Annotated in this window: 24 protein-coding genes and 1 tRNA gene; 18 read left to right on the forward strand and 7 right to left on the reverse strand. The window is 70.9% G+C overall.

From position 1 onward, the window contains the following. Positions 1-5: 5 nt before the first annotated feature. The 6 genes from P4R38_RS00885 to P4R38_RS00910 all read left to right on the forward strand — a co-directional run bounded on the left by P4R38_RS00885 (position 6) and on the right by P4R38_RS00910 (position 5,950). On the forward strand, positions 6-953 hold the full coding sequence (locus P4R38_RS00885; RefSeq protein WP_277190581.1) for an ABC transporter permease: 948 nt from the start codon (positions 6-8) through the stop codon (positions 951-953). Further along, on the forward strand, positions 950-1,783 hold the full coding sequence (locus tag P4R38_RS00890; RefSeq protein WP_409201226.1) for an ABC transporter permease: 834 nt from the start codon (positions 950-952) through the stop codon (positions 1,781-1,783). The genes P4R38_RS00885 and P4R38_RS00890 overlap by 4 nt, the downstream gene beginning before the upstream one ends. After that, the gene (locus tag P4R38_RS00895) at positions 1,780-2,745 is read left to right on the forward strand and encodes an ABC transporter ATP-binding protein (protein ID WP_277190583.1); all 966 of its coding nucleotides are present in this window, start codon (positions 1,780-1,782) and stop codon (positions 2,743-2,745) included. The genes P4R38_RS00890 and P4R38_RS00895 overlap by 4 nt, the downstream gene beginning before the upstream one ends. 116 nt (positions 2,746-2,861) lie before the next feature. Continuing rightward, the gene (locus tag P4R38_RS00900; RefSeq protein ID WP_277190585.1) at positions 2,862-3,737 is read left to right on the forward strand and encodes an ATP-binding cassette domain-containing protein; all 876 of its coding nucleotides are present in this window, start codon (positions 2,862-2,864) and stop codon (positions 3,735-3,737) included. Positions 3,738-3,894: 157 nt separating this feature from the next. After that, a complete protein-coding gene (locus P4R38_RS00905) occupies positions 3,895-4,920 on the forward strand; it encodes a P1 family peptidase (RefSeq protein WP_277190587.1) in 1,026 nt (341 codons plus the stop codon). A gap of 250 nt (positions 4,921-5,170) precedes the next feature. Further along, on the forward strand, positions 5,171-5,950 hold the full coding sequence (locus tag P4R38_RS00910) for an SDR family NAD(P)-dependent oxidoreductase (RefSeq protein ID WP_277190589.1): 780 nt from the start codon (positions 5,171-5,173) through the stop codon (positions 5,948-5,950). Here P4R38_RS00910 and P4R38_RS00915 read toward each other — a convergent pair. Then, positions 5,932-6,504, reverse strand: a complete 573-nt coding sequence (locus P4R38_RS00915; RefSeq protein WP_277190590.1) for a GNAT family N-acetyltransferase — start codon at positions 6,502-6,504, stop codon at positions 5,932-5,934. The two genes, P4R38_RS00910 and P4R38_RS00915, sit on opposite strands and share 19 nt — an antisense overlap. 108 nt (positions 6,505-6,612) lie before the next feature. Here P4R38_RS00915 and P4R38_RS00920 point away from each other — a divergent pair, with 108 nt between their 5' ends. From P4R38_RS00920 to P4R38_RS00930, 3 genes are all read left to right on the forward strand, one after another. Beyond that, entirely contained in the window at positions 6,613-7,065 is a 453-nt protein-coding gene (locus tag P4R38_RS00920) for a Fur family transcriptional regulator (RefSeq protein ID WP_277190592.1), read from the forward strand. A gap of 29 nt (positions 7,066-7,094) precedes the next feature. After that, entirely contained in the window at positions 7,095-8,054 is a 960-nt protein-coding gene (locus P4R38_RS00925) for an alpha/beta hydrolase family esterase (RefSeq protein ID WP_277190594.1), read from the forward strand. Between the two features lie 73 nt (positions 8,055-8,127). Continuing rightward, positions 8,128-8,790 (forward strand): nitroreductase family protein, encoded by a 663-nt coding sequence (locus P4R38_RS00930; RefSeq protein ID WP_277190595.1) that lies wholly within the window; start codon positions 8,128-8,130, stop codon positions 8,788-8,790. Positions 8,791-8,802: 12 nt separating this feature from the next. Here P4R38_RS00930 and P4R38_RS00935 read toward each other — a convergent pair whose 3' ends face one another. The 3 genes from P4R38_RS00935 to P4R38_RS00945 form a co-directional block, all read right to left on the reverse strand. After that, on the reverse strand, positions 8,803-8,976 hold the full coding sequence (locus tag P4R38_RS00935; protein ID WP_275237115.1) for a hypothetical protein: 174 nt from the start codon (positions 8,974-8,976) through the stop codon (positions 8,803-8,805). Further along, positions 8,973-9,374, reverse strand: a complete 402-nt coding sequence (locus tag P4R38_RS00940; RefSeq protein ID WP_275237116.1) for a hypothetical protein — start codon at positions 9,372-9,374, stop codon at positions 8,973-8,975. The genes P4R38_RS00935 and P4R38_RS00940 overlap by 4 nt, the downstream gene beginning before the upstream one ends. A 100-nt stretch (positions 9,375-9,474) precedes the next feature. Next, a tRNA-Gly gene (locus P4R38_RS00945) sits at positions 9,475-9,548 on the reverse strand. A gap of 102 nt (positions 9,549-9,650) precedes the next feature. Here P4R38_RS00945 and dcd point away from each other — a divergent pair. From dcd to P4R38_RS00975, 6 genes are all read left to right on the forward strand, one after another. Further along, the gene (dcd, locus tag P4R38_RS00950) at positions 9,651-10,226 is read left to right on the forward strand and encodes a dCTP deaminase (protein WP_277190597.1); all 576 of its coding nucleotides are present in this window, start codon (positions 9,651-9,653) and stop codon (positions 10,224-10,226) included. Position 10,227: 1 nt separating this feature from the next. Next, entirely contained in the window at positions 10,228-10,860 is a 633-nt protein-coding gene (locus P4R38_RS00955; protein ID WP_277190598.1) for an alpha/beta hydrolase, read from the forward strand. A gap of 108 nt (positions 10,861-10,968) precedes the next feature. After that, positions 10,969-12,117 (forward strand): ABC transporter ATP-binding protein, encoded by a 1,149-nt coding sequence (locus P4R38_RS00960; protein WP_277190599.1) that lies wholly within the window; start codon positions 10,969-10,971, stop codon positions 12,115-12,117. A gap of 9 nt (positions 12,118-12,126) precedes the next feature. Beyond that, the gene (locus P4R38_RS00965) at positions 12,127-12,774 is read left to right on the forward strand and encodes an ABC transporter permease (RefSeq protein WP_277190600.1); all 648 of its coding nucleotides are present in this window, start codon (positions 12,127-12,129) and stop codon (positions 12,772-12,774) included. Continuing rightward, positions 12,771-13,532: an ABC transporter permease gene (locus P4R38_RS00970; protein WP_277190601.1), complete on the forward strand. Its 762-nt coding sequence runs from the start codon at positions 12,771-12,773 to the stop codon at positions 13,530-13,532. The genes P4R38_RS00965 and P4R38_RS00970 overlap by 4 nt, the downstream gene beginning before the upstream one ends. Positions 13,533-13,555: 23 nt before the next feature. After that, entirely contained in the window at positions 13,556-14,500 is a 945-nt protein-coding gene (locus tag P4R38_RS00975) for an ABC transporter substrate-binding protein (RefSeq protein WP_277190602.1), read from the forward strand. Positions 14,501-14,576: 76 nt separating this feature from the next. Here P4R38_RS00975 and P4R38_RS00980 read toward each other — a convergent pair whose 3' ends face one another. Together P4R38_RS00980 and P4R38_RS00985 are read right to left on the reverse strand one after the other, a co-directional pair. Then, positions 14,577-14,753 carry a hypothetical protein gene (locus tag P4R38_RS00980; protein WP_275237124.1) on the reverse strand — a complete coding sequence of 59 codons (177 nt, stop codon included), beginning with the start codon at positions 14,751-14,753 and terminating at the stop codon, positions 14,577-14,579. Positions 14,754-14,775: 22 nt separating this feature from the next. Beyond that, entirely contained in the window at positions 14,776-15,648 is an 873-nt protein-coding gene (locus P4R38_RS00985) for a hypothetical protein (RefSeq protein ID WP_277190603.1), read from the reverse strand. Positions 15,649-15,847: 199 nt separating this feature from the next. Between P4R38_RS00985 and P4R38_RS00990 the strand changes: the two genes are divergently transcribed. The 3 genes from P4R38_RS00990 (at position 15,848) to P4R38_RS01000 (ending at position 20,377) form a co-directional block, all read left to right on the forward strand. Beyond that, entirely contained in the window at positions 15,848-16,456 is a 609-nt protein-coding gene (locus P4R38_RS00990) for a TetR/AcrR family transcriptional regulator (protein ID WP_277190604.1), read from the forward strand. An 85-nt stretch (positions 16,457-16,541) separates the two neighbouring features. After that, positions 16,542-18,275, forward strand: a complete 1,734-nt coding sequence (locus tag P4R38_RS00995; protein WP_277190605.1) for an ABC transporter ATP-binding protein — start codon at positions 16,542-16,544, stop codon at positions 18,273-18,275. Then, on the forward strand, positions 18,272-20,377 hold the full coding sequence (locus P4R38_RS01000; protein ID WP_409201227.1) for an ABC transporter ATP-binding protein: 2,106 nt from the start codon (positions 18,272-18,274) through the stop codon (positions 20,375-20,377). The genes P4R38_RS00995 and P4R38_RS01000 overlap by 4 nt, the downstream gene beginning before the upstream one ends. Here the strand turns inward: P4R38_RS01000 and P4R38_RS01005 are convergent. Beyond that, positions 20,317-20,892, reverse strand: coding sequence for a hypothetical protein (locus tag P4R38_RS01005; RefSeq protein ID WP_275237128.1), 576 nt, complete (start codon positions 20,890-20,892; stop codon positions 20,317-20,319). The two genes, P4R38_RS01000 and P4R38_RS01005, sit on opposite strands and share 61 nt — an antisense overlap. Between the last annotated feature and the right edge of the window lie 59 nt (positions 20,893-20,951).

Below are 20,951 nucleotides of genomic sequence, written 5' to 3' on the forward strand. Positions count from 1 at the left end.
CCTGCATGATCCTGCGCCTGCTGAGCCGGCTCGCCGTGCTCGTCGCCAGCCTGGCGGTGAGCACGATGGTGGTATTCGGGTTCATGGTCGTGCTGCCGGGCAGTCCGGCGCGGGTCGCCCTGGGGGTCAACGCCTCCGACGCCTCGGTCGCCCAGCTGGAGCAGGAGTTCGGCCTCGACCGGCCGAAGGGCGTCCAGTACCTCGACTGGGTCGGCGGCCTGCTGCGCTTCGACCTCGGCCGCTCGTACGTCTCCCGCGCCGAGATCGCCCCGCAGATCGCCGACCGGTTGCAGGTGACGCTGTGGCTGGTGGTGACCTCGACGGTGCTCGCGCTCGTCATCGCCGTACCGCTGGGCGTGCTCATGGCCGTACGCCACCGACGCGCGAGCGGCGTCCTGCTGTCCGCCCTGTCGCAGGTCGGCGTCGCGGTGCCGGCGTTCCTCGCGGGCGTGCTGCTCGTCGCGCTGTTCTCCGTACGCCTGGGCTGGCTGCCCGCGAACGGCTGGACGCCGCCGGTCGAGGACCCGGCCATGTTCCTCGAGCAGCTGGTGCTGCCGGTGCTGTCCCTCGGTCTCGTACAGGGCGCGGTGCTCGCGCGGTACGTCCGTTCGGCCGTCCTGGACGTGATGCGCGAGGACTACATCCGGACGGCGCGGGCGAAGGGGCTGCGGCCGATGCGGGCGCTGGTGCGGCACGGGCTGCGCAACGCCGCGATCCCGGTCGTGACCGTGCTGGGGCTGCAGCTCGCGACGCTGCTGGTCGGTGCGGTGGTCATCGAGCGGGTCTTCGTCATCCCTGGCCTCGGGTCCGGTCTGCTGGACGCCGTGGCCAACCGCGACCTGATCCTGGTGCAGGACATCGTGATGCTCCTGGTGACGGCCGTCCTGATCGTGAACTTCGTGGTCGACCTGCTCTACCTGGTGATCGACCCGCGGCTGCGGAGCGTCCGGTGAGACGGCGCAGCGGCACCCTGGTCATCGGCGGGTCACTGGTCGCGATGGTCATCCTCGCCGCGCTCGTCTCGTTCGTCTGGACCCCGCACGACCCGGGGCTCGTCGTCCCGCAGGACCGCCTCGCCGGCCCGTCCGGGAAGCACTGGCTGGGCGCGGACAAGCTCGGCCGCGACGAGCTCTCCCGCCTCATGGTCGGCGCTCGTACGACCCTGCTCGTCGGCATCGTCTCGGTCGGGGTCGCGGCGCTGATCGGTGTCCCGCTGGGCCTCGTCGCCGCGATGACCTGGCGCTGGCTCGGCGAGATCCTGATGCGGGTGAGCGACTTCGTCCTGGCGTTCCCGGCGGTGCTGCTGGCGATCATGCTGACCGCGATCTACGGCTCAGGCGTGGTCATCGCGATGATCGCCATCGGCATCTCCACGATCCCGGCGTTCGCGCGGGTCGTCCGCAGCGGCGCGCTCCAGGTGATGTCGACCGAGTACGTCGTCGCCGCCCGCGCGGCGGGCCGCCGACCGGTCGGGATCGGGCTACGCCACGTCCTGCCCAACGTGACCAGCCTGATCATCGTGCAGGCGTCGGTGTCGTTCGCGATCGCGATCCTCGCCGAGGCGGCGCTGTCCTTCCTCGGGCTCGGCGCCCCGCCGGACGTCCCGTCCTGGGGACGCATGCTGCAGGAGAGCCAGTCGCTGCTCCAGCAGGCGCCGCGGCTCGCGATCGTCCCGGGCGTCGCGATCGCGCTGGCGGTGCTCGGGTTCAACCTGCTCGGCGACGGCCTGCGTGACCTGCTCGACCCGCGGTTGCAGCAGCGTCGGGTGGAGGTGCAGCGATGAGCGCCGTGCTGAAGGCCGAAGGGCTGGGGGTTCACACCGGCGACCTGGCGCTCGTCCAGGACGTGACGCTGACCGTCGGCCGGGGTGAGCGGGTGGGCCTGATCGGCGAGTCCGGCTCGGGCAAGTCGCTCACCGCGCTCGCGCTCATGGGTCTGCTGCCCGAGGGTCTGCACGCAACCGGTTCCGTACGGCTGGACGGGTCGCCGGCCGATCTGGTCGGCGCGGACGAGGACGAGCTCGCGCCGTTGCGCGGCAAGCGCATGTCGATGGTGTTCCAGGAGCCCATGACGGCGCTCAACCCCACCATGCGGATCGGCGACCAGGTGGCGGAGGGGATGCTGCTGCACCGCGCGCATCGCCGGCGCGCCGCGGCCCGGTCCGCCGCCGTGGAGCTGCTGGACGACGTCGGCCTCCCCTCACCCGCGGAGGCCGCCCGCGCGTACCCGCACCAGCTCTCCGGCGGGCAGCGCCAGCGGGTCGTCGCGGCTATCGCGCTCGCCAACGACCCGGACCTGCTGATCTGCGACGAGCCCACGACCGCGCTGGACGTGACGGTGCAGGCGCTCGTCCTCGACCTCATCACTCGCGGCGTCGCCGCCCGAGATGCCGCGCTGCTGTTCATCACTCACGACCTCGGCGTGGTCGCGACGGTGTGCGACCGGGTGCTCGTGATGTACGGCGGCCGGATCGTCGAGGCGGGCGAGGTGGCGCAGGTGTTCACCCGGCCCCGGCACCGCTACACCTCCGGGCTGCTCGCCGCGTCCGACCTCGCTCGTACGGACGACGGCCGCCTGCTGACGATCCCGGGCTCGGTGCCGCAGGCGGGTGCGTTCCCCGCGGGCTGCGTCTTCCGGAATCGTTGTGCCGCAGCGACATCCGCGTGCGAGACGCTGCCGTCCTGGGTGGGCCCGGACCCGGAGCACGGGCACGCCTGTGTCCACCCGGTGGAGGTGCCCGCATGACCGACCCGTCCGCCGCCCCCCAGCCCCCTTCACAGGCCGCTTCACAGACAACTGAGTCACTCGAATCTGACGCAATTGCAAGCCGGTCGAACTCGGGTGACTCAGTTGCCTCCGCAGTGGCGGGGAACGAGTCGTCGATCATCCGGCTGCAGGACGTACGCCGCGAGTTCCGTCGGCCGCGCAGGTCGCTGCTGCAGCCCGGTCCCGTCGTGCCGGCTCTGCGGGGCGTCACGCTCGACATCGCAGCGGGAGAGCGGTTCGGCATCGTCGGCGAGTCCGGCTGCGGGAAGTCCACGCTGCTGCGCATCATCGCGGGGCTCGACCGCCCGACGTCCGGGAGCGTCCAGGTGGCGGGCCGAGAGATCAGTGGCCTGCGCGAGGGACGCCTCGGCTTCCTGCGCGACCAGATGCAGCTCGTGCTCCAGGACCCGATGAGCTCGCTCGACCCCCGGATGCGCGTCCGCGACATCATTGCCGAGCCCCTGGTCGCGCAGGGCAAGCCGCATCCCCGCACGCGCATCGTCGAGCTGGTCGAGTCGGTCGGCCTGTCCGCGGACGCGCTGGACCGCTACCCGCACCAGTTCTCCGGCGGCCAGCGGCAGCGCATCTCGATCGCCCGCGCGCTCGCCCCGGACCCGCGGATCCTGCTGGCCGACGAGCCGGTGAGCGCCCTCGACGTGTCGGTCCGTGCCCAGGTGCTGAACCTCATCCTGGAGATTGTGGAACGCCTCGACCTGACGCTGGTCTTCGTGTCGCACGACCTGTCCGTGGTCCGCCACGTGTGCGAGCGCGTGGCGGTGATGCAGGCGGGTGAGGTCGTCGAGATCGGCCCGACCGACCAGGTGTACGACGAGCCCGCACAGCCGTACACCCGATCACTGGTGGCGGCGATCCCGCACCTGCGGACGGCGCTGGAGGGACGTACGGCGGCGGACCTGGCCGCTGGGGCCGCCGCGGCGACGGTGCCGCCCGACCGGCCAGGCGAGAATTGACGGGTCGGCCTGGCATGGAGTGCCGACCAGACGAGATTCGCGAGGTGATCGGGCGAAGATCGACTGGACGGCCCGGTATGGAGTGCCGGACAGACGAGATGCGCGGGTGAGGGAGACGGGTGTGACGGACGTGGCTGCAGGACCGACCAACTCAATCGTGGACGTACCAGGCATTCGCGTCGGGCATGCACAGCGGATCGGCGACGGCTGGCTCACCGGGACCACGTGCGTCCTGGCGCCGGACGAGGGGGCCGTGGCGGGGGTCGACGTCCGGGGAGGCGGTCCCGGCACCCGGGAGACCGATCTCCTGGACCCGCGCAACCTGGTCGAATGCATCCACGCCGTCGTGCTCACCGGCGGAAGCGCATACGGTCTGTCCGCGGCAACCGGAGTCATGGAAGCGTTGGGGCGCAACGGGATCGGCCTGTCGATGGGTGAGGAGGGCGAGGTCGTCCCTCTGGTGCCGGCGGCTGTCATCTTCGACCTCAAGCGTGGCGGCGACTTCACCAAGCGGCCGGACGCGGCGATGGGCGAGGCGGCGTACGACGCGGCGGTCGCCCACGTGCACGGTGAGCCGGTGCGGGAGGGCAACGTCGGTGCCGGTACGGGCGCGAAGGCCGGCGGGCTCAAGGGTGGCGTGGGTTCGGCGAGCGCGGTCCTGCCGGACGGTACGACGGTGGCCGCCCTGGTCGTCGCGAACCCCATCGGCTCGTGCGTGGACCTGCAGACCGGCGAGCTGTACGCCGCGAGGTTCGGCCTGCCGGGCGAGCTCGACCACCTGCGCCGGCCGCGCGCGGACCAGGTGGCGACCGCCGTCCGGCTCGCCGAGGAGCGGGCCCGCGACACCGGCCTGCGGTACGGCATGGCGACCACCATCGGTGTGATCGCCACCGACGCCACGCTCACCAAGTCGCAGTGCCAGAAGGTCGCCGCCATCGGTCACGACGGCATGGCCCGGGCGATCCGGCCGGTGCACACGATGTTCGACGGCGACACCCTGTTCACCCTGGCGATCGGCGAGCGCGACGCGCCCGACCCGCTCGCCTTCCACGCCCTGCTGGAGGCCGCGGGCGACTGCGTGACGCGGGCGATCGGTCATGCCGTCCTCGCCGCGGAGACGGTCGAGGCGGCCGGCATCCGGTGGCGCTCCTACCGCGACGCCTTCCCCAGCGCCTTCGCCTGACCCTCTCCCCGGCAAAAGTTGGCGGCCGGCACAGCCATGCGTGTGCGGATGACCAACCTTTGCCAGGGGGCGGCAGAAGTTGGCGGTCGGCACAGCCATGCCTGTGCGGATGACCAACCTTTGCCAGGGGGCGGCAGAAGGTGGCGGCCGGCACAGCCATGCGTGTGCGGATGACCAACTTTTGCCGGGGGATGGGGGCGGGCGTGGTTAGCATCGGACGACGAGTGGCACGCCCGGACGAGGAGGTCCGATGGACTACGCGACGATGTTCGACCTGACCGGACGGACGGCACTGGTGGTGGGCGGCGCCGGAGGGATCGGACGCGCCGCCTCCGCCGGCCTGGCAGCGCACGGCGCGGACGTCGTGGTCGCGGACCTCGACGTCGCCGCAGCCCAGGAGGTCGCCGCCGACCTGACCGGGCAGGGCCGCAGCGCCACCGCGTACGAGCTGAACGTCCTTGACCCTCAGTCGATCTCGCGCGCGGTCGACGAGCTGGACCCCGTCGACGTGCTGGTCCTCACCGCCGCCGTCAACGTCCGCAAGCGGATGCTCGACTACACCTCCGAGGACTTCGACAAGGTCATCGCGCTCAACCTCAAGAGCTCGTTCGAGATGATCCGGGCGTTCGGGAGGGGCATGGCGGAGCGTGGTCGCGGGAGCATCATCGCCTTCACGTCCATCCGCTCCGTGACCGTCGAGCCGGGCCAGTCCGCCTATGCCGCAACGAAAGCCGCGCTCCTCCAGGTTGTGCGCACCGCCGCGGCCGAGCTCGGCCCGCAGGGCGTCCGGGTCAACACCGTCGCGCCCGGCGTGGTCGAGACGCCGCTCACGCAGCCGATCCTCGACAACCAGGAGTGGGCCGACGCGTACGCCGCGAAGTCCGCTCTCGGGCGCTGGTCGAAGCCCGAGGAGCTCGCCGGCGCGGTCGTCTACCTCGCGAGCGACGCGGCGTCGTACGTCACCGGGACCCAGATCTTCGTCGACGGCGGCTGGACGGCGGTGGACGGTCGTTACGACCCGCCCGCCTGACCGCCGCGCCAGTCGGCCGCGGTGAGCGCGTACACGACCTCACCGAGCTCGGTGCCCGGCAGCGGGTCGTCGAACTCCCCGTGGAAGGTGTGCCAGTACCTCATCCCGATCGACTCCATCACCGCCCGCGACCCCTCGTTCACCGCCATGGTGTCGGCCGTGACGCGGGGCAGCCCGAGGTCCTCGAAGGCGTACCGCAACAGCTCGCGCGACCCCTCGCTCGCGTACCCCTGGCGCCAGTGCCTCCGCAGCAGCCGGTACCCGAGGACGCCGTCCCGCGGATCACCCTTCTCCGGCCGGTCGGGCCGGACGAGCAGCCACCAGCCGACGAACTCGCCCTCGACGAACCCGCACCAGTAGCCGAGCCCCTCGGCGTCGAGGTCGGGATTCGTGCGGCGGGGCTGGAACGCGAGGACCTCCTCGCGGGTGCTGGCCCGCCCGGTGATGAAGCGCATCACCGCCGGGTCGCTGTCCAGCTCGACGAGGTGGTCCAGGTGCTCGTCGCCGAGAGGTCGCAGGGTCAGGCGGGCGGTGTGCAGGACGGGTCGGCTCACGCCCGTCACCCTTGCAGCCGCGCGGCCGGCGGCGCACTCCGAATACGCCACGCGGTTGCGCACGACGCAGCACGCGCCAGACTGGTGGCGACGGAAGGAGCGCGACCCATGAGCGAGGCGACCAGAGCGACGCGCGTGGACGATGCCGTACGCCAGCTGCGCGACCTCGGCGAGCGGGTCACGCTCGCCCGGCGGGCGGTGCTGGAGACGCTGGATGCGACCCCGCTGCACCTGGACGCGGAGGCGATCTGCGTGGCCGTCGGCGAACGCGCGCCCGGCGTGCACCGGGCCACGATCTACCGCTCGTTGCAGTCGCTCGCCTCGCTCGGCATCGTCACGCACACGCACGTCCCGGGCTCCTCGACGATCTACCACCTCGCCCCGGGCGCCTCCCGCCAGGCGCACACCCACCTGCAGTGCAGCTCGTGCGAACGGTTCTTCGACCTGCCGGTGGAGGACCTGGAGCCGCTGCGCGCCACCGTCCGGCGCAGCACCGGTTTCGACATCGACCCCGGTCACGCCGCCCTCCTCGGCACCTGCGCCGACTGCCGCGAGGAGTGACGCGCCCGATCCGGTGGTTCGATGGCCGCATGGGCGTACGCGCACTCACCGTCGGCGGGACCGCGGCTGTCGCAGCCGTGGGCGGCGCTGTGTACTGGCTGCTCGGGGAATCCGCGCCGCCCGAACCCACCCTGCCCGGCCGGCTCGAACGCCACCGCACCGTGCTCGACGGCCGCGAACGCACCTGGACGACGTACGTGCCGGACGGGCTGCGCGGGCCGGCGCCGCTGCTCCTGGTGCTGCACGGCTCCGGCGACGACGGTGCGGCCGTTCGGCGGCAGACCGGGTACGCCTTCGACCGGCTGGCCGACCGGCACGGGTTCGTCGTCGCCTATCCCGACGGCTACCGCGGCAACTGGAACGAGCCCCGGATCGGCGGTCGGTTCGCCGCCAAGGAGCTCGGGCTCTCGGACGTCGACCTGCTGCGCGACGTGGCCACCTCGTCGGACGAGGTCGACCCGCGCCGGGTCTACGCGACCGGCTTCAGCAGCGGCGGCCAGATGGCGCTGCGACTCGCGTTGGAGGCGCCCGACCTCGTCGCGGCGATCGCACCCGTGGCGGCCAACGTGCCGACCACGGCCAACCTCGCGGCGACCGACCTGGGGATGCCGGTCCCCGCGCTGTTCGTCACCGGCACCGCCGACCCGATGAACCCGTACGGCGGCGGCGAGGTCCGGCTGTACGGCACCCGCCGCCGTGGGCGCGTACGCCCGGCGCTGGAGGGGGCGCGCTGGTTCGCCGAGCGCAACGGGATCACCGGCGACGCAGCGGTCGAGCGGATCAGCGACCGCGGCAGCGACGGCGCGTGGGTCGAGTCTCATCACTGGGCGGGCTCCGAGCCGGTGCGGCTGCTCAGCGTGCACGGCGGCGGCCACCACTACCCGGCGGTCGGCGTTCGCGGACGCCGGCTGCTCGGACCCTCGCCGCAGCTGCTCGACACCCCGGCGCGGGTGTGGGAGTTCGTCTCGGCGCACCGCCGCCCGGAGTGACCCGCGGCGTCGCGCCACCGCCCGGCCGCCGTACCCGCCGTACCCGCCGTACCCCACACAGAGAGGTGAACCCGTGACGACGTCTGAGCCCTCGCCCGTCCTCCCGCTCACACCCGATGAGCTGCTGACCACCACCCGATCGGTCCGCAAACGCCTGGACCTGGACCGCGAGGTCCCGTTGTCCCTGGTGAAGGAGTGCCTGGAGATCGCACTGCAGGCGCCGTCCGGCTCCAACCGGCAGGGCTGGCACTGGATCGTGCTGACCGACGCCGATCTGCGCGCCCAGGTCGGCGAGCTGTACCGGCGGGCCGTGGAGGACTACCTGGAGTCGCCCGGCTCGGCCGGGGCCCTGTTCGCCGACGACGCGCGCCGCGCGCCGGTGCAGGCCAGGGTGGGCAGCAGCGTCGCGTACCTGGGGGAGCGGATGGGTCAGGTGCCGGTGCTGGTCATCGCGTGCCTGGAGACCGGCCGCCTCACCGACGGCAACCAGGGCGGAGCCTGGGGCTCACTGCTCCCGGCGGCGTGGAGCTACATGCTCGCGGCGCGCGCTCGCGGGCTGGGGACGGCGTGGACGACGCTGCACCTGAGGTACGAGCGCGAGGTGGCCGAGCTGCTCGGGATGCCCGAGAACGTCCGTCAGGGCGTGCTCATCCCGACCGCGTACTACACGGGGGAGTCGTTCCGCCCGGCGCCGAGGCAGCCGCTCAGCGAGGTGCTGCACGTCGACGGGTGGTGACCCGAGCGGTCCTCAGTGGTCGGTCGACTGGTCGGGCTGCTCGGCGTCGGCGATCTTGGCGACGATCGGGTCGACGGTCTCCCCGTCCCGACGCGCGCTGCGGACGAGTGCTCTGGCCATGCGGACGGCCTCGGGCCTGACCCGGACGATCACGGGCCCGGCACCCTCGGCGGCGGTGCTGCTCATGGGGGTCCTTCCTGGTCACGCGGCTCGTCCACATTGTCCTCCTCGACCGTGACCCGGTCCAGTGCGATGCTGCGCAACGGCGCCTGCGCGCGTTGCACGTCCGCCTCCACCTGCTGGACGTCCGGCTCGAGCTGACCGCGCAGGACGCGCCGGGCCAGCGCCCGCTCCTCCGGTGTGCCGAGGTCGCTGTCGACGAGCTCGGTGAGCATGGTCTCGCCGATCGTGTGCCGCTCCGGCGAGGGCGAGGTGAGCTGATCGACCGCGGCGAGGAACCGGCGGTACCACTCCTCGCGCTCGGTCTGGCGCTGACCGCGCAGCGCCACCCAGGCCGACAGCGCCGCGCCGACCAGCCCGCCGGCGAACGCCGCGATCGCCGAGACCCACCCACTCGCATCCACGGGTGTGAACGTACCGGGGGAGGGTGACGGTACGGCGGAAGGCGAGCGACCGCGTACGAGAAAGCGCCGGAACCCGTTGGGAACCGGCGCTTCTGGAGGATGGAGCGGGCGACGAGAATCGAACTCGCGTATTCAGCTTGGGAAGCTGATGTTCTACCATTGAACTACGCCCGCGCAGCCGTCATCGTGCTCGATGGCGAGGTGCCCGGTGAGTCTAACCGACACCCTCGCCCGGGCCGAACTCTGCGCCCCGCGCCGTTGGGATACCGTGACCGCGTGCTGCTCTCCGACCGCGACATCCTGGCGCAGATCGAGGCAGATCGCGTCCGCCTCGACCCGTACGACCCGGCGATGATCCAGCCGTCGAGCATCGACATCCGGATGGACCGGCACTTCCGCCTGTTCGACAACCACAAGTACCCCTACATCGACCCGGCGGAGGAGCAGGACGAGCTCACCCGGCCGCTGTCGGTGGCCGACGGCGAGCCGTTCGTGCTCCACCCCGGCGAGTTCGTGCTCGGGTCGACGTACGAGGCGGTCACCCTGCCGGACGACATCGCCGCGCGCGTCGAGGGCAAGTCGAGCCTGGGCCGCCTCGGTCTGCTCACCCACGCGACCGCCGGTTTCGTGGACCCGGGCTTCTCCGGCCACGTCACCCTGGAGCTGTCCAACGTCGCCACGCTCCCGATCAAGCTGTGGCCGGGCATGAAGATCGGCCAGCTGTGCTTCTTCCGGCTGAGCTCGCCCGCGGAGAACCCGTACGGCAGTGAGAAGTACGGCTCGCACTACCAGGGGCAGCGCGGCCCGACCGCCAGCCGCTCGTTCCAGAGCTTCCACCGCAGCGAGGTCTGAGGTGCTGCAGGACACCCGGCCGCTCCACCTCCGGCTGCCTCGGGTGCGCCGTCCGCGCGCCGTGGCACTGGTCCTGCACGGTGGTCAGGAGCACAGCGAGAAGCCGGTGTCGCCGCGTGACCTCGCGTTGGTGCGGATGCTGCCGTTCGCGCGCGACCTGGAGCTGCGCAGCCACGGCCGGGTCGGAGCCGCCCTGCTGCGCAACAGCGTGCGCGGCTGGAACGGCGACGCCCGGTCGCCGGTCGCCGACGCCGAGCGGGCCATCGCCGACCTGCGGCGCTCCTACCCGGACCTGCCCATAGGGCTGATCGGTCACTCGCTCGGCGGACGCGTCGCGCTGGAGCTCGCCGGGCACCCGGACGTGTCGAGCATCGTCGCGCTCGCTCCCTGGGTGGGCGGCTCCTACCCGGCGGAGCGGTTCGTCGGGACGCCGCTGCTGGTGGTGCACGGCCGGCGGGACATCGTCACGGACCCGAAGCTCTCCGAGGCCCTCGTCGAGCGGATCCGCGCGGTCGGCGGCGACGCCACCTTCATCGGGCTCGCGGGCGGGCACACCATGCTGCGGCGGGCATCGACCTGGCACCGGCTGGCGTCCCGCTTCACCCAGGACAGACTGCTGGGTGTCTCAACGTGACCGGAGCCGGGTAGAGGGTACGGCGCAGGTCCGCGGATAACGCCTCCTTCGGCGAGCCATAAGGCGCGTCCGCGACTCACGTCGGTGCTTCGGGTTAGGTTGGCAGGCATGATCCGCTTCGAGCAGGTCACCAAGAGCTTCCCCGCGACCGGCGGGCGTGAGTCCATGGTCGCCGTCGACGAGCTGAGCCTCGAGGCGCCGACCGGGCAGATCACCGTCCTCGTCGGCCCCTCCGGCTGCGGAAAGACGACGTCGCTGCGCATGATCAACCGGATGATCGACCCCACCTCCGGGCGGATCCTCATCGACGACCAGGACATCGCGTCGGTCAACCCCGCCCGGCTGCGGCGCGGCATCGGGTACGTCATCCAGAGCGCCGGGCTCTTCCCGCACCGCACCGTGGTCGACAACGTCGCGACGGTGCCGATGCTGCTCGGCACCGGCCGGAAGAAGGCTCGCGACCGCGCCCGCGAGGTGCTCGAGCTCGTCGGGCTGCCGGGGGACTTCGCCGAGCGCTACCCCTCCCAGCTCTCCGGCGGTCAGCAGCAGCGCGTTGGCGTCGCGCGCGCCCTCGCCGCCGATCCGCCGGTCATGCTGATGGACGAGCCGTTCAGCGCCGTCGACCCGATCGTGCGCGAGCAGCTGCAGGACGAGTTCCTGCGGCTGCAGGACGAGCTCGGCAAGACCATCGTCTTCGTCACCCACGACATCGACGAGGCCATCAAGCTCGGCGACCAGGTCGCGGTGATGCGGGTCGGCGGGCGACTGGCGCAGCTGGCCGAGCCCGCGTACCTGCTCGCGCACCCGATCGACGACTTCGTCGCGGACTTCGTCGGGCGCGACCGTGGTTACCGCGCGCTGGGGTTCAGCGAGGCGCCGAACCTGCCGATGTCGAACGAGCCGAGCGTCCCCCTGGGCACCACGCCGGAGGAGGCGCGGGCAGCGACGAGCGACCGCTGGCTGCTGGTGGTGGACGAGGAGGTTCCGCAGGGCTGGGTCGAGCCCGCCCGGATCGAGGCGCCCATCGAGCCGTCCATGCTCGACCGTGGTGGCACCGTCGCGCGTGTGCACGGTCCGCTGCGCGCCAGCCTGGACGCGGCCCTCTCCTCGCCGAGCCGACGCGGCGTGCTCGTGGACGACGACGGACGACTGGTCGGCACCGTCCGGGCGGCCGACGTGGTCCAGGCCATCGAGCGGGTGGAGCGCCCCGAGATCGATCCCGCGGAGATCGCGCCGACCGCGGCCCCCGTGGAGTAGGCGGCGACGATGGACTGGTCGTACGTCAGTGACCACTGGTCGCAGATCATGGAACGCGCCTGGCAGCACACGATCCTCGCGGGCGTACCGCTGGTGCTCGGGTTGCTGATCGCGCTGCCGCTCGGCTGGCTCGCGGCGCGGGTGCGGTGGCTCAAACCGCCGCTGCTGGGCGGGTCCGGGCTGCTCTACACGATCCCGTCGCTGGCGCTCTTCGTCCTCATGCCGGTCGTGCTGGGCACCAGCATCATCGCCCGCGTCAACGTCATCGTCGCGATGACGATCTACACGCTCGCCCTGCTGGTCAGGACGGTGGCCGACGCGCTGGAGGCGGTCCCGAACGCCGCGACCCAGGCGGCCACCGCGATGGGGTACGCGCCGGCCCGCCGCTTCCTCGCCGTCGACCTCCCGCTGGCCACGCCGGTCATCGCCTCCGGGCTGCGGGTCGCGGCGGTCAGCAACGTGAGCATCGTCAGCGTCGCCTCCCTGATCGGGGTCTCCAACCTCGGGATCTACCTCACCAGCGGGTACGACCGGCAGTACTGGACGGAGATCTGGGTCGGCCTGGTGAGCTGCATCCTGCTGGCGATCGTCTTCGACGTGATCATCCAGGTGGTCACCCGCCTGCTCACGCCGTGGCAGAAGGCGTGTGTCGCATGATCAACCAGATCTGGACCTGGCTGACCGACGGGGCGAACTGGTCGGGTGACGACGGCATCACCCACCGGCTCGTCCAGCACCTCTGGTACTCCGGGCTGTCCTTGCTGATCGCTGGGGTGATCGCGCTGCCGCTCGGCACCTGGATCGCCCACTCCGGGCGGGCGTCGTGGCTGGTCACGGCGGCCAACTCGCTGCGGGCCGTGCCGAGCCTGGGTCTGCTGTTCGCCGCGTCGATGCTGCTGAGCAGCAAGTTCACCGGGGACACCGACCTGCCCTACCTGGTGCCGAGCATCATCGTCCTCACCATCCTGGCGATCCCGCCGCTGCTGGCCGGCGCGTACTCCGGGGTGCGCGAGGTCGATCCGGCCGCCCGCGACGCCGCCCGCGGGATGGGGATGACCGGCGGCGAGGTGCTGCGCCAGGTCGAGCTGCCGAACGCGCTGCCGCTGATCTTCTCCGGGCTGCGCAGCGCGACCCTGCAGGTGATCGCGACGGCGACCATCGCCGCGTACATCGGGCTCGGCGGGCTCGGCGCCTTCCTGCGGGACGGCATCGCGCTGAACGAGTACGACGCCGCGGCCGGCGCGTCCGTCCTCGTCGCGGTCCTGGCCCTGGCGGCCGACCTGCTGCTCGGGGTGGTGCAGCGCCTCGTCGTCTCACCGGGTCTGCGGACCACCCGTACGCGTACGCGCCGCAACCGGCGGGCCGACGCCACGCCCGCCGCGGCCGCCCTCGGCCCCACGAACGCTCGTTCCTGATCCATCAACGAAGGAAGACCGTCATGAAGCGCACTCTCATGGCCCTGGCCGCCGTCGTCACGCTGACCGTGACCGGCTGCGGGGGCGGCGACGACAACCCGCTGCAGAGCGGAACGGGTGGTGGCGCCGGTGGCGGTTCCGCCAGCTCCGGCGCGGGAGGCGGCTCGGCACCCGCGGGCGCCATCAAGGTCGGCGCCGCCGACTTCCCCGAGTCCCAGCTGCTCGCCCAGCTCTACGCCGGCGCGCTGAAGGCCAAGGGCGTCAACGCCTCGGCGACCGACCCGATCGGCGCGCGCGAGGCGTACCTCACGGCGTTGAAGGACGGGTCGATCCAGGTGATGCCGGAGTACACCGGTTCGCTGCTGACCTACCTGGACAAGTCGGCGACGGCGAAGGACCCCGACCAGGTGTACGCCGCGCTCAAGACCAAGCTGCCGGCGAACCAGGTGGTCCTGGACAAGTCGGCGGCCGAGGACAAGAACTCGATGGTCGTCAGCAAGAAGACCGCCGACAAGTACCAGCTGAAGTCGATCGCCGACCTGGCCAAGCACCAGAACGACATCACGGTCGCCGCGCCGCCGGAGTTCAAGGGACGCGAGCAGGGCCTGGTCGGCCTGAAGTCGGCGTACGGCTTCACGCCGAAGTCGTTCCGGCCGCTGAAGTCCTCGGCCGTCGTCCAGGCGCTGAAGAACGGCCAGGCCGACGCCGCGAACATCTTCAGCACCGACCCCGCGATCGCCGAGAACAACTTCGTCGTGCTGGACGACCCGAAGAAGCTGTTCGGCTCGGACAACATCGTGCCGCTGGTCGCCAAGGCGAACGAGTCGCAGGTCAGCGCGGCGTTGAACGCGGTGCAGGCCAAGCTCACGACGCAGAACCTCAGCGAGATGCTCAAGCAGGTGACGGTCGACAAGAAGGACCCCGACAAGGTTGCAGAGGACTTCCTGAAGCAGCAGGGTCTGGCCTGACCCGCTGCTGTTACGCGTGAGGGTGAGGCGGTCGACGACCGCCTCACCCTCACGCGACCGGCCCGGACGCGCCCGGTCAGCTCTTCCGGCCGGGCTTGATGCTGAGATACCTCGCGGCGTAGGTCGACCCGAGGATCAACCCGACGAAACCGAGCACGAGCATCGTCACGTCGTCGTCGATGACACCGGTCACGATCGACAGGGCGCCGCCGATGACGACGAGAATGGCCGCTGTCAGGTACACGGCTCGCATATCCGCACCTCTCGTCCGTGAATCAGCCACACTTGTCGGCGATGAGGCCGATGCCTGTCAGTGAAGCACCGAGTTCGACGGCCATGGTACGCAGCGCCTTGACCTTATCGTTGTACTTCTTCGCCTTGACTGTTCGGTAGATGATCTTGGCGGCCTTCTTCAGTGATCCGACCTTGGAGATCAACTTGGCCACCAGGCCGCCTGGGACAATGATGGCCCCGGCGGCCAATGCAATGGCTCCGGCACACTTGGCGATGCCAACCCAGTCGGGATCCATCGTGACCGGATATGCCGTATCGGCGGTCGGCTTCAGGTGCTGCGTCAGAGTATTTCCCGTTACCGAGTAATACGTCTCGACCCGGTTTCCGTTGGCGTCTACGGCCCATGGGCTGTCAATGAGACTGTGCACCTGCGAGCCCTGCATCACCAGCACTTCGTCGCTCTCGACTCCGAGGTCGCGAGCCATTCTGAGGGTGGCTCCTTGGTCGAACGTGAAGGACACCGACCGCGGGCTGTCCGGAGATTGCAGGACGACCATGGTCTGGGCGCCTTCTTCGTGCTCGCGCGTGACGATCGCCATGTCGTCAGAGCCGGTCTGAACCACCGACCCGGACACCTGCTCGACCGCCGTGTCCTCGACGTCGGTGCGCATGGTGACCCCGTCCATGGCGACGGACCCATCGCTGCTGCTCACCGAGACGTCACTCCGGTCTTCGGCGTCGCGGACCTCCCCCGCAGTTTCCGCGGACCGGTCCGCGGTGGCTACGATCTGCTCGCTCGCCTTGGCCGCGACCTCGGCGTCGCCGGCCTGCGCCGTCCCGCTCGCCGCCGTCAAAAGAACGGCTGCAGTGAACGCGGCCGTGGCCATGCTAAATACAGGCTTCAACTTCATCATGCCCCCGTGGTGATGTGAGAGTAGAAAGCAGTCCCCACTGCCTCGGCCGTGAAGTTACCACCACGGCGCTGGCTCGAAGTACCGGCCGCGTCGCCGGCGGAAAGAGCGGACGCTGACCGCGGTGCCGTCGGCCTGGGAGCAGGGTTTCCGAGCCGAAAGCGCGTTTCTGAGTGAGTGCTCACTCAGATATGGTCAACGGGTGACCACCGCCATTTCACAACGCGCCCGGGCGCTGCCGCCGGACGAGCGTCGTGCGGCACTCGTGGAGGCGACGCTGCACGCGATCCGCGAGCTGGGAGCCGTGCCGTCGACCCGGCAGATCGCGCAGGCGGCCGGGGTGGCCGAGGGCACGATCTTCCGTGTCTTCGCGAGCAAGGAGGAGCTGGTCGACGCGGCGGTCGCGCAGGCGTTCGATCCGGCGCCGCTGGAGCAGGCGGTGGCCGAGATCGCGGCCGACCAGCCGCTGCGCGACCGCCTGGTCGAGGTCGCGGCTCTGCTGCAGCGCCGGTTCGGCGACGTGTTCGGGCTGATGAGCGCGCTCGGGATGACCGCACCGCCGTCGGACCGGTTCGCTCCCAGGCACACGGCCGATCGTCACGCCGCACTGCAGGACGCGTTCGTGGACCTGATCCGGCCCGACGCCCATCGGCTCCGCGCCAGCCCCGAGCAGACGATGGCCTACCTGCGCCTGCTGTCCTTCTCGGGCAGCCACCCGCAGATCACCCACGGCCAGATCCTCACGCCGGAGGAGATCGTCGACCTGATCCTGTCCGGCGTGCTGGCTCCCGATCACGAGGCGACGCCGTGAAATCTCTTGGCTTCAAGCAGGGTTCATCGCCTACCGTCGCATCGATCGTCAATCAATCCGCCCTGACGACCTCAAGGGGACCCCTGTGCTGCTGAAGCTCCTGCGCGAGCGGCTGCGCGACTACCGCGGCTGGCTCGCGGCGCTGGTCGCGCTCCAGCTGGTGAGCGTGATCGCCTCGCTCTACCTGCCCAGCCTCAACGCGGCGATCATCGACAAGGGCCTCTCGCGAGGCGACACCGACTTCATCTGGCACACCGGCATGACCATGCTGCTGGTGACGCTGCTCCAGGTCGTGGCGGCGGCCGGTGCGACGTACGTCGGCGCGCACACCGCGACCGGGTTCGGCCGCGACGTCCGTTCCACCCTCTTCCGTACGGTCGGTCGCTTCTCGGGCCGGGAGGTGAACCAGTTCGGCGCACCGTCGCTGATCACCCGCTCGACCAACGACGTGCAGCAGGTCCAGATGCTCGTGCTGATGGGCTGCACGATGGTCGTGGCGGCGCCGATCATGATGGTCGGCGGCGTCGTGATGGCGCTGCGCGAGGACGTCGGGCTGTCCTGGCTGATGGTCGTCGCGGTGCCCGTCCTGGCCGTCGCGATCGGGCTGATCGTCTCGCGGATGGTGCCCGGCTTCCGGCTCGTCCAGCAGCGGCTGGACGGCGTCAACCGGGTCCTGCGCGAGCAGCTGATGGGGGTCCGGGTGATCCGGGCGTTCGTGCGCGAGCCGTACGAGACGCAGCGGTTCACGCGGGCGAACGCCGACCTGACCGAGGTGTCGCGTCGGGTGAACCGGTTGATGGGCGCGATGTTCCCGATCGTCATGCTCGTCATGAACGCGTCCACCGTGGCGGTGCTGTGGTTCGGCGGTCACCGGGTGGGTGACGGCGACATGCAGGTGGGGTCCCTGACTGCGTACATGACCTACCTGATCCAGATCCTGATGGCGGTCATGATGGCGACCTTCATGGTGATGATGATCCCGCGCGCGTCGGTGTCGGCCGAGCGCGTCCGTGAGGTCCTGGACACCGAGACCTCGGTGGCGCCTCCCGCGGAACCGGTCCGCGTCGAGCGGGTGCGCGGCGTCGTCGAGCTCGACCACGTCACGATGTGCTACCCCGGCGCGGATGTGCCGGTGCTGCGGGACGTCTCCCTGCGGGCCGAGCCCGGTCGGACGGTGGCCGTCATCGGCTCGACCGGCTCCGGCAAGAGCACGCTGATCTCCCTGGTGGCGCGGCTGTTCGACGCCACGGGCGGCCGCGTCACGATCGACGGGGTGGACGTCCGCGAGCTCGACCCCGAGCTGCTCTGGGGGCACCTCGGGATCGTCCCGCAGAAGCCGTACCTGTTCAGCGGGACGGTCGCCTCGAACCTGCGGTACGGCAACCCGGACGCCTCCGACGAGGAGCTCTGGGCGGCGCTCGAGGTCGCTCAGGCGAAGGGCTTCGTCGAGAAGATGGACGGCGGCCTGGACGCCGCGATCGCCCAGGGCGGCACGAACGTGTCCGGCGGTCAGCGTCAGCGGCTGTGCATCGCTCGTGCCCTGGTGGCGCGGCCGTCGATCTACCTGTTCGACGACTCGTTCTCGGCGCTCGACCTCGCCACGGACGCGCGGCTGCGCAAGGCGCTGACCCCGTACACGAAGGACGCGACGGTGTTCATCGTGGCCCAGCGGGTCTCGACGATCACCGACGCCGACCAGATCGTCGTCCTGGACGACGGACTGGTGGTCGGCCGCGGCACTCACGAGGAGCTGCTCGAGACGTGCGAGACGTACCAGGAGATCGTGGCGTCGCAGGCGGCCGAGGAGGTGGCGGCATGAGCGGCGAGGAGGACGCAGCGAAGGCTGGGGGCGAGGTACGAGCACCCGGCCGGAGCGGAGGACGACCGAGCGCGACCGTGGGCATGACCGCGGACGAGCGATCGGTGGCGACCGAGGAGAAAGCGCCGGCGAAGCAGATGGCGGTCCCGCGTCGTACGACGAGGGTCGGCGGCGGACCGTTCGCGGCGATGGGCCCGACGGACAAGTCGATGAACTTCAAGCCGTCGGCCAAGCGTCTGATCGGCCTGCTGCGGCCGCAGCGCGTGCGGATGTACGCCGTCCTCGCGCTCACCGTGACGGCGGTGGTGCTCAACGTGATCGGCCCGCGCATCACCGGGCACGCGGTCGACAAGATCTTCGCTGGCGCGATCGGCCAGCAGCTGCCCGCGGGCCAGAGCAAGGACGCCGTGGTCGAGGGCCTGCGCGCGCGGGGACAGGGCACGTTCGCCGACATGGTCGCGGCGATGGACCTGATCCCCGGGGTCGGCATCGACTTCGGTGCGGTCGGCCGGATCCTGCTGATCGTGCTGACGCTCTTCGCGGTGGCGGCGATCTTCCAGTACGCCCAGAGCTGGCTGCTCAACGACGCGGTGCAGGCGACCGTGCAGCGGCTGCGCAACGACGTCGAGGCCAAGATCCACCGGCTGCCGCTGAGCTACTTCGACCAGCAGCCGCGAGGGGAGCTGCTCTCGCGCGTGACCAACGACATCGACAACATCGGTCAGTCGTTGACCCAGACCCTCAGCCAGCTGTTGTTCTCTCTGCTGACCGTGGTCGGCGTACTCGTCATGATGCTGACGGTCTCGCCGTTGCTCACCTTGGTCGCCGTCGTGTCGATCCCGCTCGCGATGGTCGTCACCGGCCAGATCATGAAGCGCTCGCAGAAGATGTTCGTCGCCCAGTGGACCAACACCGGCGAGCTGAACGGTCAGATCGAGGAGGCGTTCACCGGCCACGAGCTCGTCACGGTGTTCGGCCGGCGCCCGGAGGTGCAGGCGGCGTTCGACGCCAAGAACGAGGAGCTGCGCGGCGTGAGCCACCGGGCGCAGTTCATCTCGGGGCTGATGATGCCGATCATGATGTTCGTCGGGAACCTGACGTACGTCGTGGTCTGTGTGGTCGGCGGCCTGCGCGTCGCGAGCGGCTCCATGACCATCGGTGGCGTCACGGCGTTCGTGCAGTACTCCCGGCAGTTCACCCAGCCACTGGCTCAGCTGGCGTCGATGGCCAACCTCCTGCAGTCGGGGGTGGCCTCGGCCGAGCGGGTGTTCGAGCTGCTGGACGCGCCCGAGCAGAGCGTGGACGAGGAGGCGGTGCTGCCGCCGACGCGCGGGCGCGTCGCCTTCGAGGACGTGAGCTTCGGGTACGACCGCGACAAGCCGCTCATTCAGCACCTGGACCTGGTGGCCGAGCCGGGCCAGACGGTCGCGATCGTCGGGCCGACCGGCGCCGGCAAGACCACCCTGGTCAACCTGCTCATGCGGTTCTACGAGCTGGACGGCGGCCGCATCACACTGGACGGTGTCGACATCGCCTCGGTGCCGCGGCCGGAGCTGCGCGAACGGATCGGCATGGTGCTGCAGGACACCTGGCTGTTCGGCGGCACCATCCGGGAGAACATCGCGTACGGCAACCTCGATGCCACCGAGGAGCAGATCCACGAGGCCGCGCGGGCGACGTTCGTCGACCGGTTCGTGCACTCGCTGCCGGACGGCTACGACACCGTCATCGACGAGGAGGGCAGCAACGTCTCGGTCGGGGAGCGGCAGCTGATCACGATCGCGCGTGCCTTCCTGGCCGACCCGGCGATGCTGGTCCTGGACGAGGCGACCAGCTCGGTCGACACCCGCACCGAGGTGCTGCTCCAGCAGGCGATGGCGGCGTTGCGCTCGGACCGTACGAGCTTCGTGATCGCTCACCGGCTCTCGACCATCCGGGACGCCGACATCATCCTGGTGATGGAGGACGGGCGCATCGTCGAGCAGGGCTCGCACGAGACGCTGATCGCCACGGAGGGGGCGTACCACCGCCTGTACATGGCTCAGTTCCGGGGCGCGGCGGTCGACGTCGAGGAGGAGGGCGCACCCGCACCGGTGGGCTGAGCGAGCAGGAAGCCCTCGAGCTCGGGGACCCGGTAGCGCTGCTGCTGCGGGGACAGGTCGATCTCCTGCTCGAGGTCGTCCAACCAGATCTCGTAGCTGCAGCGATCGGGGATGCACTGCCCGCTGAGCACGAACGGGCCCTTGCGCAGGTTCAGGCCGTGGCTGACGCCGGCCTGCCCCCAGCCGTTGGATGCCGCGGCGCGTGCGATGCGGATGTCGACGCCGTCGGGATCGGCGTCGTCGAGCATCACGGTCAGGCGTGCCTCGTAGCGGTCGTCGCGCCACATCGTGGTGGAGAACCCGGCCCTCTGGTAGCGCAGGCCGCTGTCGCGCAGCAGAGGACGCCACGCACTGACCATCTGCAGGCGCAGCGCATCGGTGGCGGCGACGGGCTCGCGGGGCAGGCCGCGCGGTTGAGGGAAGGGACGGTCCGGGTCGGGCGCGGTGGTGGCAGCGGACGGGTTCTGCCCGGCCGGCCCGGGCCGGCCGGTCCCGCACCCCGTCAGGATCGCCACGGCCACCACCCCGGCGAGCGCGGACGACCCGAGGAGGGTGAGACGGCGCCGGTGTGCGC

The sequence above is a fragment of the Luteipulveratus flavus genome, from assembly GCF_029439465.1.
GTDB lineage: Bacteria > Actinomycetota > Actinomycetes > Actinomycetales > Dermatophilaceae > Luteipulveratus > Luteipulveratus flavus.